The sequence below is a fragment of the Methylobacterium sp. P3_A11 genome (assembly GCF_056403155.1).
This window is the reverse complement of the sequence record NZ_JBFUGA010000013.1, coordinates 68,567-83,079: the sequence shown is the minus strand read 5'-3', so window position 1 is coordinate 83,079 and position 14,513 is coordinate 68,567. Positions and strand designations below refer to the sequence as shown.

18 protein-coding genes are annotated in these 14,513 nt (G+C 69.1%); 7 read left to right on the top strand and 11 right to left on the bottom strand.

The genetic code is table 11. The features are described from left to right. Positions 1-238: cell division protein ZapA (locus tag AC1DXK_RS06655; protein ID WP_477297233.1), on the bottom strand; the 238-nt coding region annotated here is incomplete at its 3' end. Positions 239-280: 42 nt separating this feature from the next. After that, positions 281-565 carry a DUF4164 family protein gene (locus AC1DXK_RS06650; RefSeq protein WP_457105011.1) on the bottom strand — a complete coding sequence of 95 codons (285 nt, stop codon included), beginning with the start codon at positions 563-565 and terminating at the stop codon, positions 281-283. A gap of 442 nt (positions 566-1,007) precedes the next feature. Here AC1DXK_RS06650 and gap point away from each other — a divergent pair, with 442 nt between their 5' ends. From gap to AC1DXK_RS06620, 6 genes are all read left to right on the top strand, one after another. After that, entirely contained in the window at positions 1,008-2,012 is a 1,005-nt protein-coding gene (gap, locus tag AC1DXK_RS06645) for a type I glyceraldehyde-3-phosphate dehydrogenase (RefSeq protein ID WP_457105012.1), read from the top strand. 89 nt (positions 2,013-2,101) lie between these two features. After that, positions 2,102-2,569 carry a hypothetical protein gene (locus AC1DXK_RS06640; RefSeq protein ID WP_457105013.1) on the top strand — a complete coding sequence of 156 codons (468 nt, stop codon included), beginning with the start codon at positions 2,102-2,104 and terminating at the stop codon, positions 2,567-2,569. Positions 2,570-2,594: 25 nt separating this feature from the next. Then, complete coding sequence (locus AC1DXK_RS06635; protein ID WP_457105014.1) at positions 2,595-3,797, top strand: phosphoglycerate kinase; 1,203 nt, start codon at positions 2,595-2,597, stop codon at positions 3,795-3,797. Positions 3,798-4,094: 297 nt separating this feature from the next. After that, positions 4,095-5,165, top strand: a complete 1,071-nt coding sequence (gene fba, locus AC1DXK_RS06630; protein ID WP_457105015.1) for a class II fructose-bisphosphate aldolase — start codon at positions 4,095-4,097, stop codon at positions 5,163-5,165. A gap of 19 nt (positions 5,166-5,184) precedes the next feature. Next, entirely contained in the window at positions 5,185-5,829 is a 645-nt protein-coding gene (locus tag AC1DXK_RS06625) for a thiamine phosphate synthase (protein WP_477297229.1), read from the top strand. Next, positions 5,826-6,863 carry a tetratricopeptide repeat protein gene (locus AC1DXK_RS06620; RefSeq protein WP_457105017.1) on the top strand — a complete coding sequence of 346 codons (1,038 nt, stop codon included), beginning with the start codon at positions 5,826-5,828 and terminating at the stop codon, positions 6,861-6,863. The genes AC1DXK_RS06625 and AC1DXK_RS06620 overlap by 4 nt, the downstream gene beginning before the upstream one ends. Before the next feature lie 239 nt (positions 6,864-7,102). Here AC1DXK_RS06620 and AC1DXK_RS06615 read toward each other — a convergent pair whose 3' ends face one another. The 3 genes from AC1DXK_RS06615 to AC1DXK_RS06605 are packed head-to-tail and all read right to left on the bottom strand — an operon-like array spanning position 7,103 to position 8,392. Next, complete coding sequence (locus AC1DXK_RS06615; protein ID WP_457105018.1) at positions 7,103-7,543, bottom strand: cupin domain-containing protein; 441 nt, start codon at positions 7,541-7,543, stop codon at positions 7,103-7,105. Beyond that, positions 7,540-7,953 (bottom strand): carboxymuconolactone decarboxylase family protein, encoded by a 414-nt coding sequence (locus AC1DXK_RS06610; protein WP_457105019.1) that lies wholly within the window; start codon positions 7,951-7,953, stop codon positions 7,540-7,542. The genes AC1DXK_RS06615 and AC1DXK_RS06610 overlap by 4 nt, the downstream gene beginning before the upstream one ends. Before the next feature lie 13 nt (positions 7,954-7,966). After that, positions 7,967-8,392, bottom strand: a complete 426-nt coding sequence (locus AC1DXK_RS06605; RefSeq protein WP_457105020.1) for a DUF779 domain-containing protein — start codon at positions 8,390-8,392, stop codon at positions 7,967-7,969. Positions 8,393-8,544: 152 nt separating this feature from the next. On the opposite strand from AC1DXK_RS06605, the gene AC1DXK_RS06600 reads away from it, so the two are divergent. Beyond that, entirely contained in the window at positions 8,545-8,832 is a 288-nt protein-coding gene (locus tag AC1DXK_RS06600; RefSeq protein WP_457105021.1) for a hypothetical protein, read from the top strand. 84 nt (positions 8,833-8,916) lie between these two features. Here AC1DXK_RS06600 and adh read toward each other — a convergent pair whose 3' ends face one another. The 6 genes from adh to AC1DXK_RS06570 all read right to left on the bottom strand — a co-directional run bounded on the left by adh (position 8,917) and on the right by AC1DXK_RS06570 (position 14,298). After that, positions 8,917-10,440, bottom strand: a complete 1,524-nt coding sequence (gene adh / locus AC1DXK_RS06595) for an aldehyde dehydrogenase (RefSeq protein WP_457105022.1) — start codon at positions 10,438-10,440, stop codon at positions 8,917-8,919. Positions 10,441-10,784: 344 nt separating this feature from the next. Next, complete coding sequence (locus AC1DXK_RS06590; protein WP_457105023.1) at positions 10,785-11,129, bottom strand: DUF3325 domain-containing protein; 345 nt, start codon at positions 11,127-11,129, stop codon at positions 10,785-10,787. Beyond that, positions 11,126-12,619 carry a PepSY-associated TM helix domain-containing protein gene (locus tag AC1DXK_RS06585; protein WP_477297237.1) on the bottom strand — a complete coding sequence of 498 codons (1,494 nt, stop codon included), beginning with the start codon at positions 12,617-12,619 and terminating at the stop codon, positions 11,126-11,128. The genes AC1DXK_RS06590 and AC1DXK_RS06585 overlap by 4 nt, the downstream gene beginning before the upstream one ends. Positions 12,620-12,645: 26 nt before the next feature. After that, on the bottom strand, positions 12,646-12,957 hold the full coding sequence (locus tag AC1DXK_RS06580) for an iron transporter (RefSeq protein ID WP_457105024.1): 312 nt from the start codon (positions 12,955-12,957) through the stop codon (positions 12,646-12,648). Between the two features lie 159 nt (positions 12,958-13,116). Next, complete coding sequence (locus AC1DXK_RS06575; RefSeq protein ID WP_457105025.1) at positions 13,117-13,380, bottom strand: hypothetical protein; 264 nt, start codon at positions 13,378-13,380, stop codon at positions 13,117-13,119. Between the two features lie 99 nt (positions 13,381-13,479). After that, positions 13,480-14,298 carry a cold-shock protein gene (locus AC1DXK_RS06570; protein ID WP_457105026.1) on the bottom strand — a complete coding sequence of 273 codons (819 nt, stop codon included), beginning with the start codon at positions 14,296-14,298 and terminating at the stop codon, positions 13,480-13,482. Positions 14,299-14,513 lie beyond the last annotated feature (215 nt).

The window sequence follows — 14,513 nt, the reverse complement described above, 5'->3', positions numbered from 1 at the left end:
GCTCCGCGACATTCGTTTCCAGCGTCGCGAGCCGACCCCGCAGTTCCGCCAGCTCGTCGGCGATGGTCAGCGCCGCCATGACCTGGAGGCGCATATCGCCGATTTCACCGAAGCTCTTGCGCATCTCGGCGATGCGCCCATCCAGGGTCGTGGCGAGCCCAGTGAGGTGGGCTTCCTCCCCCTCCCCGCAGGCCATGCGATAGCTGCGGCCGTCGATGGTCACGTTGATCTGCGGCAAGGGCGGCTCCGCTCGGCGCTCCGTCGGGCGCGGATGTTGGGGTCAGGCGCGTCCGAGCACATCCTGAACGGTCTCGATCGCCCGGTCGAGCCGATGGCCGACCTCCCCGGTCGCGGCCGTGACCGCGGCGAGGCGGGCGCTCGCCGCGTCGAGGGCCGCAGCCAGGCGGGCGCGATCCTCTTCCATCAGGGCGAGTTCCGCGTCCCGGTCGTCCGGCTGTGCCGCGGTGTCGAGGCGATGCTGGACGACGGCATCGAGGCGATTGATCGCCACTTCGAGCCGGCCGAGGGCGTCGTCGATGGAGCGGGTCTCGGTCTCGTCGGCCATAGGTCCTCGTCTGCCTCGACGGGCAGCTTTCCGTCGAATCCGGGCGAAATTCCAGCAGGGAATCGCGTTCGATCCCCAGCGGACGGCCGGCCAATGGATAACCGCGACCCTTGTTTATTGGTCGGTGGATCGAAGGTCTTTGTCACGGCGATGCGTTTGACAGGTTGAGGCGCCATGTTAGACAGCCGCGCGCTCCCGAGAGGGACCGCGCGAGACCTGCTGGGGGCTGGTCCGCGACAGTTCCGAGGCCTCAGCCGGCGCCGTCCGATCCGACGGTCACGGGCATCGAAGCCCGGCCTCTCCCGGCCCGGTTCATCGCAGGTTCAAACCCGCCCGCCCAGATCCGCCCGGCCCGGACGGCATGGCGGGCCGCCGAGACCGCTCCGCGGACCGCGCCCCGAGGTCCGGCGCGCGGTGAGCCGCATCACGAAGGAGTCACGCCGTGACGAAGGTTGCCATCAACGGGTTCGGACGCATCGGCCGCAACGTCCTGCGCGCGATCGCGGAAGCCGGCCGCAGCGACATCGAGGTCGTGGCGATCAACGATCTCGGCCCGGTGGAGACCAACGCCCATCTGCTCCGCTTCGATTCCGTGCACGGCCGCTTCCCCGGCGACGTCGCGGTCGACGGCGAGTTCCTCGTCGTGAACGGCAAGCGCATCAAGGTCACGGCCGTGCGCAACCCGGCCGAGCTGCCGCACCGCGACCTCGGTGTCGACATCGCGCTGGAATGCACCGGCATCTTCACCTCGAAGGACAAGGCGAAGGCCCACCTCGATGCCGGCGCCAAGCGCGTCCTCGTCTCGGCGCCGGCCGACGGTGCCGACCTGACGGTGGTCTACGGCGTGAACCACGACAAGCTCACCCGTGAGCACCTCGTGGTGTCGAACGCATCCTGCACCACGAACTGCCTCGCGCCCGTGGCGCAGGTGCTGGACGCCGCCGTCGGCATCGAGCGCGGCTTCATGACCACGATCCATTCCTACACCAACGACCAGCCCTCGCTGGACCAGATGCACAAGGACCTCTATCGGGCGCGCGCCGCGGCGCTCTCGATGATCCCGACCTCGACCGGTGCCGCGAAGGCCGTCGGCCTCGTCCTGCCGGAACTCAAGGGCAAGCTCGACGGGACCGCGATCCGCGTGCCGACTCCGAACGTCTCGGCGGTCGACCTCGTGTTCACGGCCAAGCGCGCGACCTCGGTCCAGGAGATCAACGACGCGATCAAGGCCGCGGCCGCCGGCCCGCTGAAGGGCGTGCTCGGCGTCACCGATCGCCCGAACGTCTCAATCGACTTCAACCACGATCCCCACTCGTCGACCTTCCACCTCGACCAGACCAAGGTCATGGACGGCGTGCTCGTGCGCATCCTGACGTGGTACGATAACGAGTGGGGCTTCTCGAACCGCATGGCCGACACGGCCGTGGCGATGGCAAAGCTCATCTGAGCCTCGTGCCCGCGGCCGTCGCCTCCTGAGGGGCCGGCGGCCGCGCCTTTCATCGGACGGCCTTTCTTCGAACCAGGGACTCTCCAGGGATGACCGACGCTTCGCAGGGCACGTCGAGCGGGCCAGCTGTTGTGCCGCCCCCCCCCCGGCCGGCTCCGCCCCCGCCCGTCGCTGCGGGCGCGCCCGCAGCTTCCGCACCGTCTCATGCGTTGCCGGCCAATCAACTCTTCGATCAGCTCGCGCGGATCGAGGACAAGTGCTCGCGCATCGAGGATAAGTACGCCCGCTCCGAGGCGCTGCTCTCGCGGGTCGAGGACAAGGTCGAGAACGCTTCGACCCGGATGAACGAGGCGGCTCGTCAATCCGATCTCGCCGCCCTGCGCACGGAGATGCGGGGGCTCGCCGAGCGCACGCGCCGGCTGCCCGGCACCGGCGCCCTGGTCCTGACCGCGGTGATCACCGCGATCCTCACCGTGGTGCTGATGATCGCCGTCCAACGGCTCAACCTCGACCATCTGCTGCCGCAGCGCGCCGCCGTCGGCACGACCGTCCAGTAAACCTGACTCACCCGCACAGGACCGCATGAGCGCCTTCCGCACCCTCGACGACGCCGGCCCGCTGAAGGGCAAGCGCGTTCTGATGCGCGTCGACCTGAATGTGCCGATGGAGAACGGACGCGTCACCGACACCACGCGCATCGACCGCGTCGTTCCGACGATCCGCGAGGTCGCCGCACAGGGCGCCAGGGTCGTCTTGCTCGCTCATTTCGGCCGTCCGAAGGGCAAGCGCGAGCCGAAGGATTCCCTGGAACCGGTCGTCCCGGCCCTTGGAGCCGCCCTCGAGCGCTCCGTCGGCTTCGCGTCGGATTGCGTCGGTGACGCGGCCGCGAAGGCCGTGGCGGCGCTGCAGGATGGCGACGTGCTGCTCCTGGAGAATACCCGATACCATCCGGGCGAGGAGAAGAACGACCCGTACTTCGCGGATGCGCTGGCGGCGAACGGCGACGTCTACGTCAACGAGGCCTTCTCGGCGGCCCACCGCGCCCACGCGTCGACGGAAGGGCTGGCGCACCGGCTGCCGGCCTATGCCGGTCGCGAGATGCAGGCTGAACTGGATGCCCTGACCAAGGGCCTCGAGTCGCCCCAGCGCCCTGTCATCGCCCTGGTGGGCGGCGCCAAGGTGTCGTCCAAGATCGACCTTCTCGAAAATCTGGTCGCCAAGGTCGACATGCTGGTGATCGGCGGCGGCATGGCCAACACCTTCCTGCACGCGCAAGGGAAGGCCGTGGGCAAGTCCCTGTGCGAGAAGGATCTCGCCGAGACCGCCAAGCGCATCCTGGCTGCGGCCGCGAAGGCGGGCTGCCGGATCATCCTGCCGGTCGACGCGGTCGCGGCTACGGAATTCAAGGCGCAGGCACCGCACCAGACCGTCCCGGTGGATGCGGTGCCCGAGGCCAGCATGATCCTCGACGCTGGCCCGCAGTCCGTCACCGAGATCAACGCCGCGATCGACGGGGCCAAGACCCTGGTCTGGAACGGTCCCCTGGGCGCATTCGAGCTGGCTCCGTTCGACGCTGCGACGGTGGCCGCCGCCAGGCATGCAGCCGCGCGGACGAAGGACGGCCAGCTTGTCTCCGTTGCGGGCGGCGGCGATACCGTGGCCGCGCTGAACCACGCTGGCGTGGCTCAGGATTTCACCTACGTCTCGACCGCGGGCGGTGCCTTCCTCGAATGGCTCGAGGGCAAGGCCCTGCCGGGCGTGGAGGCGCTGCGCGCGAAGGGCTGAGGCGGCGCCCGATCGGAGTCCGCGCACGGTTTTCAGGAGCGCGACCAGCATGCGCGTGATGGTACGGAGCACGGCAGGCGAGTTCGAAAGGTGGGTCAGCGAGGTCAAGCTACGCGTGGCGGCGCTGGAGAGCGGAAGCCGGTGAGGATCGTTTGCCGAATGCGTGCTCTGTTTCGCTTCGGAGATTGACCGGATGCGAGGCTCCCGGCAGATCGGCACGAGAGGGCTCGGCTGAGGGCTTCACGGCGCCACCGGCGATCGGGCAGACGACCACACGGAAACGGGAAGACAGGCACGATGGCACGCATCACCCTCCGGCAGCTCCTCGATCACGCCGCCGAGCACGAGTACGGCGTGCCCGCCTTCAACCTGAACAACATGGAACAGGGGCTGGCGATCATGGCGGCGGCCGACGCCACCGACTCGCCGGTGATCCTCCAGGCGAGCCGCGGCGCCCGCGCCTACGCCAACGACGTCGTGCTGGCCAAGCTGATCGACGGCCTCGTCGAGATCTACCCGCACATTCCGGTGTGCATGCATCTCGACCACGGCAACAACGAGGCCACCTGCGCCACGGCGATCCAGTACGGCTTCACCTCGGTAATGATGGACGGGTCGCTCAAGGCCGACGGCAAGACGCCCGCCGACTACAATTACAACGTCGAGATCACCCGCAACGTCACCAAGATGGCCCACTGGGCCGGTGTCTCGGTCGAGGGCGAGCTGGGCGTGCTCGGCTCCCTCGAAAGCGGCCAGGGCGAGGCCGAGGACGGCCACGGCGCCGAGGGCACCCTCAGCCACGACCAGCTCCTGACCGATCCGGACGAGGCGGTGAAGTTCGTGGAGGCCACCAAGGTTGATGCCTTGGCGGTTGCGATGGGCACGAGCCACGGCGCCTACAAGTTCACCCGCAAGCCCGACGGCGAAGTGCTGGCGATGAACGTGATCGAGGAGATCCACCGTCGCCTGCCGACGACCCACCTCGTGATGCACGGCTCGTCGTCGGTGCCGCAGGATCTCCAGGACATCATCAACCAGTACGGCGGTCAGATGAAGCCGACCTGGGGCGTCCCGGTCGAGGAGATCCAGCGCGGCATCAAGCACGGCGTGCGCAAGATCAACATCGACACCGACAACCGCATGGCGATGACCGGCCAGATCCGGAAGGTGCTCAACGAGAACCCCTCCGAGTTCGACCCGCGCAAGTATCTGAAGCCCGCCATGGAGGCGATGACGAAGCTCTGCCGGCAGCGGTTCGAGGAATTCGGCACCGCCGGAAAGGGCTCGACGATCCGGCCGATCTCCGTCGCCGAGATGGCCAAGCGCTACGCCAGTGGCGCCCTCGATCCGAAGATCGGCGCCCGGTAGGGCCGGATAGGCGGCGTCGATGAGCAACAATTCCCGCCTCGCCCTGCTCGGGCCGCACGGCCTCGACGCGGACGGTATCGCGGATTTCGCGGCGGCCCTGAAGGCCGCCTGCGAAACCGGCGCGGTCGCCGCCGTGATCCTGCGGCTCGCCGCTGCCGACGAGCGCGGGCTGACCGCCCGCATCAAGGCTGTCGCCCCGGTGGCGCAGGAGCGGGGCGCGGCCCTGGTCGTGGCCTGCCCGGGCTTCACCGGCGATCTCGCCACGGTGGCGGTGCGCGGCGGGGCCGACGGGATCCACGTCGACAAGCCGCGCGACCTGAAGGACTTGCGCGGACGGTTGCGGGACGGGCGCATCCTCGGCGCCGGCGGCCTCGAAACCAAGCACGCGGCGATGGAGGCGGGGGAGGCCGGGATCGACTACCTGATGTTCGGCGGCCTGTATCCGGACGGGGTCGCGCCGGACGCCGCAACCGTGCTGGCCAGGGTCTCGTGGTGGGCCGAGATCTTCGAGACGCCCTGCATCGCCGTCGCGACCACCCATGAGGAGATCGCCCCGCTCGCTGCCACCGGCGCCGAGTTCGTCGGGCTGGAGAGCGGCCTGTGGCTGACCGATCCGGCGGCCGTCGAGCGAGCCCGACGCGCCGTTCAAGAGGCGGCCGCGTGAGGCGCGGCGTTCCTCTGGTCATCCTGGGTTTTACCGCAGCGGCGGCCTTCCCACTCCCGGCGCGGTCGGCGTCGGAACTTGCCGGTCCCGCGGCGCCGGGCTCGACCACCGCCCGCTCCGGCAAGGCCCCGATGCCGGAACTGCCGAGCCCGTACACGCCGAACTACACCCGCGGTGCCGTGCCGCCGGCGGGCGGACAGCCGGCGGACATCGCCTACGGCGCGTATCAGCGTGGCCAGTACGTCACGGCCTTCCGAGAGGCGACCAAGCGTATCGAGACGAATCCGAAAGATGCGGCCGCGATGACGCTGCTCGGGGAACTGTACAACCAGGGCCTCGGCGTGAAGCAGGATGCCGTGAAGGCAGCCGACTGGTACCGCCTGGCGGCCGCCCAGAACGATGCATCCGCCATGGCGTCCCTCGGACTCATGGCACTCGATGGTCGCGGCATGCCCAAGGACCCGAAAGCGGGTCGCCGCTGGCTGGAGCAGGCTGCCGGCCAAGGCTCGCCTACGGCTGCCTACAATCTCGGACTGATTTTGATCGGCACGGGTGCCACCGCCGATGAGGCCGCTGCGGCCACGCAGTTCCGCAAGGCCGCCGAGGCCGAGATCGGCCCCGCGCAGCACGATCTGGGCGTGCTCTATCTGCAGGGACGCGGCGTACCGAAGGACCCGTCCAAGGCGGCGGAGTGGTTTCGTCGCGGCGCCGACAACGGCGATCTCGCCAGCGAGGTCGAGTACGCGATCCTTCTCTTCAACGGCACCGGCGTCAACAAGGACGAGCGCGCGGCCGCACGCTACTTCCTCCACGCCGCGTCACGCGGAAACGCCATCGCGCAGAACCGGGTCGCGCGGCTCTACGCCGTCGGCCGTGGCGTAGCCAAGAATCTTGTCGAGGCCGCGGCCTGGAACCTCGCCGCGGCCGGACAGGGCCTGTCCGATGCCTGGCTGGACCAGACCCTGTCCGGCCTCTCCGCCGACGAGCGCACGCGCGCCGAGCGTCTCGCCAACGAGCGGATCGAGCAGCGCTGACCGGATAGAGCCGTCCCCGATCGTGTTGCAACGGTTTGGAAGGACGGCGACCCTGGTCAAGACAGCCGCGCCCCGTTCCCCAATCCCGCATGGGAGTGGGGGCGCGTCGCGAGCTGCCGCCCGCTCTCGTGTTCGGCCCGGATGTGTGACCGTCGCAGGCCAAATCGGTGAGGGGACCTCGCCGTGTGCGGCACGGGCTCGGCTACCGCCCCCCTCCCCCGACCCGCTCGGGAACGGCTCTAGACGTCGGCCTTCGACCAGTCGACACCGGCCTCAAGGTCCGGCAGCAGGACGACGCTCTCCTGCTCGTTCGGGTCCGTCCGGGCGATCACGGCCGTGACGGGCTCGGTCCGGCTCCGATTGTAGGGCAGGTGCGGCACGTCGGCGGCGATGTAGACGAACTCGCCCGCCCCTGCGATCGCGTGGTTCTCCAGGCGGTCACCCCAGAAGCAGCCCGACACGCCGGACAGGACGTAGATCGCCGTCTCGTGCGATTCGTGCTTGTGGGCATGCGCGCGTTCGCCGGGCGGGATCTCCAGGAGCTGCATGTGCAGCGCCTTCGATCCCACCGCCTCGGCGGAGATAGCGGGTCGATAGATGTGACCCTGCTTGCCGCGGAACGGCGCACTCTCGTGCACCACCCGCAGCCCCTGTTTCACCGTGCCGGACCCGGAACTCATGAACCTTCCTCCACTCTGAAGGCGGGATCGATGGGGATCTGCATGCCGTTGACCAAGGCGTTGGTCTGGTTGGCCATCCCGACCACGGCCAGGAACTCGCCGTGCTGCTCGGCCGTCAAGCCCTTAGCGCGCGCGGCGGCCGTGTGGGAGTGGATGCAGTACGGGCAGCCATTGGCGATCGAAACCGCAATGTAGACCAGTTCCTTCGTCAGCGGATCCAGGCTTCCCGCCCCCATGACGGTCTTCAGCGTGGACCACGTGCGTTCGAGCAAGGCCGGATCGTTGGCGAGGCCGCGCCAGAAATTGTTGATGACATCGGAACCCCGGGTCGTCCGGATGTCGGCGAAGACAGCGTGGACGCGCGGCTCGGCCTCGGCCTCGGCATCGGACCAGAGCTTCACGGTCGCCATCGCGGCCCCTCCCTCAGAGTTTGCACGCGCCCTCGAGCGCCCGGTTCTCGGCCTCGGAGAACATCCGCGACCGGATATGGAAGCGCTTCTCGCGTCCGTTCTCCAGGGAGAACATGCCGCCACGGCCCGGCACGACGTCGAGGATCAGATGCGTGTGCTTCCACACCTGGAACTGCGACCGGCTGATGAAGAAGTCCGCGCCGCCGACCGTGCCGAGACGGACGTCCCCGTCTCCGACGACGAAATCGCCGACGGGGTAGCACATGGGCGAGGACCCGTCGCAGCAGCCGCCCGACTGGTGGAACATCACCGGTCCGTACTCGCTCCGCAACTCGTCGATCAGCGCGAGGGCCGCCGGGGTGGCGGTGACCCGCAACGGCGTCCCGTCAGCGCCGACCTGCTCCGCGACATTGGCGTCCAAAGTCTGGTCCAAATTCATGCCGTCCTCCCGGATCGATGACTGAATATGCGTGGTGACCCGCGGTTTTCCACGGCCATTCGTTCGCGCTCGCGCCGGCTCCGGATGCGGGGTGACGCGTTGTGTCAGTGCAGCGCGGCCTCTGCCGCCACAACGGACCGGGAATGCCCGCCATGATTGTTCGCCTCAGTGCCGCCTGCCTCGGCCTGCTCGCCCTCGCTGGGCCTGCCGCCGCCGAACCGCTCGCCCTCCGCGTGCAGCCCCGCGAACAGCCGCTGTTCTTGCAGCACGCTTGGCAGGTCGCCGGAAATCCCAACGTCACGCCCGACAACCCTATGGGCGTGGTCGGCTGGGACGGTCCGCCGGACGACGTCCGCGGCGTCAGCGCCGACGCCGGTCCCATGGCCCCCGGCTCGATCGCCAATCCTCCCCTCGAGGGATACGGCTACGGCGCGTATTGAGCGCGGTGGCGATCCGGGATCGAAAAAGCCCCGGCCGTGAGGCCGGGGCTGAAGTTGTCTCGGGGGGTTAACCCGGGAAGAAACTCAGAAGAACCCGAGCTTCTTGGCCGAGTAGCTGACCAGCATGTTCTTGGTCTGCTGGTAGTGGTCGAGCATCATCTTGTGGGTCTCTCGGCCGATGCCGGACTGCTTGTACCCGCCGAAGGCCGCGTGGGCCGGGTAGGCGTGGTAGCAGTTCGTCCAGACGCGGCCGGCCTGGATCGCCCGGCCGAAGCGGTAGGCACGGGTCCCGTCGCGAGTCCAGATTCCGGCACCGAGGCCGTAGAGCGTGTCGTTGGCGATGGAGAGCGCTTCGGCATCGTCCTTGAAGGTCGTGACCGACAGGACGGGGCCGAAGATCTCCTCCTGGAAGATGCGCATCTTGTTGTGGCCGCGGAACACGGTCGGCTTCACGTAGAAGCCCTCCGCGAACTCGCCGTCCTTGACGTTGCGCTCGCCGCCGGTGAGCAGCTGCGCGCCCTCCTGCTTGCCGATGTCGATGTAGCTGAGGATCTTCTCCATCTGCTCGCCCGAGGCCTGGGCGCCGATCATCGTGGCCGGATCCAGCGGCGAGCCCTGCGTGATCGCCTCGACGCGCTTCACGGCGCGTTCCATGAATCGGTCGTAGATCGACTCGTGCACGAGGGCGCGGCTCGGACAGGTGCAGACCTCGCCCTGGTTGAGGGCGAACATCGTGAAGCCTTCGAGGGCCTTGTCGAAGAAGTCGTCGTCCTCGTTGGCCACGTCGGCAAAGAAGATGTTCGGCGACTTGCCGCCGAGCTCCAACGTCACCGGGATCAGGTTCTGCGAGGCGTACTGCATGATGAGGCGGCCGGTGGTCGTCTCACCCGTGAAGGCGATCTTGGCGATCCGCGGCGACGAGGCAAGCGGCTTGCCGGCCTCGAGCCCGAAGCCGTTGATCACGTTGAGCACGCCCGGCGGCAGCAGGTCGCCGATGATCTCCATCAGCACCAGCACGGAGGCCGGGGTCTGCTCGGCGGGCTTGAGGACCACGCAGTTGCCGGCGGCGAGCGCCGGGGCGAGCTTCCACACCGCCATCAGGATCGGGAAGTTCCACGGGATGATCTGACCGACCACGCCCAGCGGCTCGTGGAAGTGGTAGGCGACCGTGTCGTGGTCGATCTCGGAGATCGAGCCTTCCTGCGCCCGCACGCAGCCGGCGAAGTAGCGGAAATGGTCGATGGCGAGGGGGATGTCGGCGTGGGTCGTCTCGCGGATCGGCTTGCCGTTGTCCCAGGTCTCGGCCAGCGCGATCAGATCGAGGTTCTCCTCCATCCGGTCGGCCATCTTGAGTAGGATTCGGGCGCGCTCGGCCGGCGCCGTCTGGCCCCAAGCCTCTTTGGCCGCGTGGGCGGCGTCCAGCGCCTTCTCGACATCCTGGGCGTCGGAGCGTGCGACCTCGCAGATCACCTTGCCGGTGATCGGCGACGTGTTCTCGAAGTAACGGCCGGCCGCGGGGGCGACCCACTGGCCGCCGATGAAGTTCTCGTAGCGAGCCGAGAAGGGCGACTTGACCTTGGCGTCGCCGAGGAATTCCGGCTTGTTCATCGCAGTGTTCCCTCCATAGGCCCCGGCCTCGCGAACCGCGGCTCTTGGGCTTAAGCTGGCGTTCGGGCGACCTATCGTCGGGGCCGCATCCGCTTCCGCTCTGTTCGCAGCCAATGGCTTTTGGCCTGTCGAATCAAGATGGACTTTTGGCCAGTGCGCGAGTGCACCGATCCTACGCGCTTCCGGACGTTACCGCGAGCGGACAAATCTCCTCAGCGCCGCGCCTCCGGCTCGGCCGCTTTCCGACGTGGTTCTCGCGCCCGCGGCTGCCCGAGACGAACGAGGGGAGAGACCGACGGGCTGTCCGATGCCCCCCGCACGATCAGCGCGACCGACGTCGCGGATCACGCCAGTGCCAGAGGCAGGGCGAGGACCGCGAGCGGCAGCGCCGACAGCGCGGCATTCCGCAGCCACGCCGGCCGATAGGCGATCAGCACCACCACGGCGAGGGCGGAACCGGTCAGCGAGCCGATCCACTGAACCGGTCCGAAGCTCCAGCCGGCCGCCGCCACCGCTGCCGCGAATGACAGGCTAAGGCCGCACCATCCGGCAGCGCGCAGGCTCCCGACGCGCTGCCGCGGCCGAGACACATGGAAAGCGGCTCGGTGATGCCGGTCGAGGCTCAGGGCCAGGGCTGCGAAGCCCGCGAAGCTCAGGAGCAGGCTGAGGATGAGCGCGGCGGGCGTCACGCTTCGACCGTCCGGGACAATCCGCCCTCGGGCGTGCGCGGCGCTGCCGCCCGACCTCGCGCCGCGAGCCGCGATCCGGCAAGGAGGACCAGACCGAGGGCTGCCATGGCGGTGTCGAAAATCATGTAGCCCGGCTGGCCCACCAGCACGGCATCGACGAGCGGAATCGCCAGGAAGGCGCAGGCCGCCACTGCGAGGGCGGCCGACCAGGCCCGTCGCCGCGGGTAGAGGGATGCGGCGATCGCGGCGGCGATCCAGGCTGCGAAGAAACCGCGCACCTCCCAGTCGGCCCGCGCTTCCAGTCCGATCGGAAGAAGCCGGTTGGCAAGGAAGTAGGCGGCCAACCCCACCGGCAACCCTGTGATGGTCCCGAGATTGAGCAACCGGACGATCCGCAGGCCGAAACCTTCGGGATCGGCGCCCTTGGGCGCACGCTTCACCGTCCAGAGGACGAGGCCGCTGGCGACCGTGGCCGCGCCCATGACACCGCAGAGGAAGAACAGGAGGCGCAGCGGCGCGGCGGCGAAATGCGCCTCGTGGAGCCCGGTCATGACCGCCCCCGTCCGCGTCGCCGCGCCGGCTTCGCCGACACGGCCGATCTCCACGCCGGAATCGGCCGCGTAGGCGATCTGCGGGTGGAGATGCGCAAGCCCGTGCGGCTCGGCGAAATACGCCGTCGCGGTGGCGCCGGCATCCCCCGGCGCGGTGATCACCAGCATCTCGGGCGCCTCGCCCCCGGCCGTCATGGCCCGCGACACGATCTCGCCGAGCGGCAGCGGCGTGCCGGGCTGCCCGGTGGGCATGCGCCCCGGCGTCATCAGGCCAGCCTCGGCGTAGTAGCGGAGCACGTCCTCGCCGTAGACGGCCTTGATCCCCCACGGCATCAGCATCGGCGCCAAGGTGACGAGGCCCGTGTAGACGATCATCAGGTGGAAGGGCAGCGCAAGGACGCCCATCACGTTGTGGGCGTCGAGCCAGCCGCGCTGGGCCGAACGGTCGCGCCGGAAGGTGAAGAAGTCGGCGAAGATGCGTTGATGGGTGACGATCCCGGACATCAGCGCGATCAGTAGGACCATCGCGCAGGCCGAGACGATCCAGCGCCCCCAGACCGGCGGCAAGCTCAATTCGAAGTGGAACCGGTACAGGAAGTCGCCGCCGCGCGTGTCGCGGACATGTGCGGCCTCTCCCGTGGCAGGGTCGAGAAGCGCGTGGTGGTAGGGTCCGTCCAGATGCGGCCACCAGTAGACTTCGACCGCCGGGTTCTCGGAATCCGGCAGTCTTACGGACCATCCGGCGGCCTCCGGCATCGTCCGGCGCAGGAACGTGCCGGCGCGTGTCGCCGCCGCGACCGGATCGACTGCCGAATCGGACAGCTCGGGCCGCATCCAGTGTGAGATGTCGGTGCGGTAATAGCTGGCCGTTCCGGTGACGAAGATCGCGAACAGCACCCATCCGATGACGAGGCCGGACCACGTGTGCAGCCAAGCCATCGACTGGCGCAGGCCCCGCGACGGGCTCAAGCCGCGCCCCCACGGGCGATGGCGAGCGCGAACCAGAGGCCCCCGGCCATCACGGCCGACGTGAGGCCCAGGACCAGGGCCGCCCGTGCCAGCGTCGGGGCGGCGAACACCCAGATCACCGCGGCCGCCATGATGGCGAAGCTCGCCAGCGTCGCCGTGGACACCGCCTCGGCGCGGGAGCCCGGCAGGATCAGCGCCAGCAAACCGCTCGCGAGCGCGGCGACCCCGTAGCCGCCCAGCGCCGCCAGGAGCACCCGACCGGCGACGGCGAGTCGATACACCGCCAGCGGCGTTGCACGCGGGTTCATCGCGCCGCCTCTCGTTCCCGTGAGCCCATGCCGCGACGTAGCAGCGGCCCAGGCCGGGACGCAACGGCTATGTTCCGGAATGATTCCAGTATGAAAAGAGAGGGTTAGGCCGGGCGGCGCGGGAGATCGCGATCGCGATGCGGCGGTCGCGAATCGGCCTCAGCGACCGAGCGTCCCGGGCGCTCTGGCCGTCTTGACGGTCCGGAGCGTTGCGGCCGCGTCCCTGGCGCTCGGTGGAAGATCGGGACCGGACTGCGCCCCGGCAAAGGTCGACGCACCTCCCGTGGCCGGTGCGCTGACACGGCGGTCGTGCGCGGAGCCCCGGCCGTAGCCGGCGTTGATGCCCGCGTAGAAGCCGGTGAAGTCCGCCGCCCGCGCGCTGCCCGCGAGTACGAGCAGGACCATCGACAACAGGCGGCCCATCGGCACACTCCGAAACAACGAAGGCGGCGGCTCTTCCGAGAACCGCCGCCTTTGCGTTTGGCAGGAGATCGCGGCGACCTTGCGGCCGACGCGAGACACTCAATCCTCGACGTTGATGCTCTGCGCCTCGCGGCCCTTCTGGCCCTCGACCACGCCCAGGGTGACCTGCTGGCCTTCGGCGAGCGAGTCGAGGCCTGCGCGGGACAGGGCGGAGCGGTGAACGAACACGTCCTTGCCGCCGTCGTTGACCGAGACGAAGCCGAAGCCCTTCGCGGGATCGTACCACTTCACGGTCCCGCTCATCTCGACGGACGGACCACCGGCGGAGCGGCCACCACCGCCGCCGCCGCCGTATCCACCACCGCCGCCGCTGTAGCCGCCACCGCCACCGCCGTAGCCGCCACCACCGCCGCCGCCGTAGCCGCCACCGCCGGCGGGAGCGCCGCCGCCGAAGCCGCCGGTGCGCGGACGGAACTCGCGCCGGGGCGCGGGCGCCTCGGCCGTGGAGGTGTCAACGCTGGTGACGCTGGTGACCTGCGGACCTTTCTGGCCCTGCGCGGTCGTCACCGTCAGCCGGGTGCCCGGCATCAGGTCATCGTGGCCAGCCGCCTCGACGGCGCGGATGTGGAGGAAGGCATCGCCCGAACCGTCGCCGAGTTCGACGAAGCCGAAGCCCTTCTCCTTGTTGAACCATTTGACCGTCGCATCGCGCTCCGGACCGGACGCGACCGGCGCCGCGCCGCGCGACGGACCACGGTCGAAACCGCCGCCGCCGAAGCCGCCGCCGCCACCACCGAAACCACCACCACCGCCGCCGCCGTATCCGCCGCTGGGGGGAGCCTGATCAGGCCATCTCGGCTCGCCACTCTCGTCGAAGCCGCGCTTCTGCGGCCCCCTGAAATCACGACCACGTCCCATAGAAAGCTCGCAAAAACCGTCCGCCGCCCTTGTCTCGAATACCGCGTGCGCGCCATCCCAGACAGCCCACGCCCCGCACTATCATTACCCCAGGTCGCGGTAACCAAGAATAACGCCCCAGTCCTGACGCAATCGGGCCTTGACCGCAAGGACCTTCTTGGCCCAGACGCGCCCGTTTCGTTACTTTCTTGCGGCAAACAGCGGAGGTGGTCGCG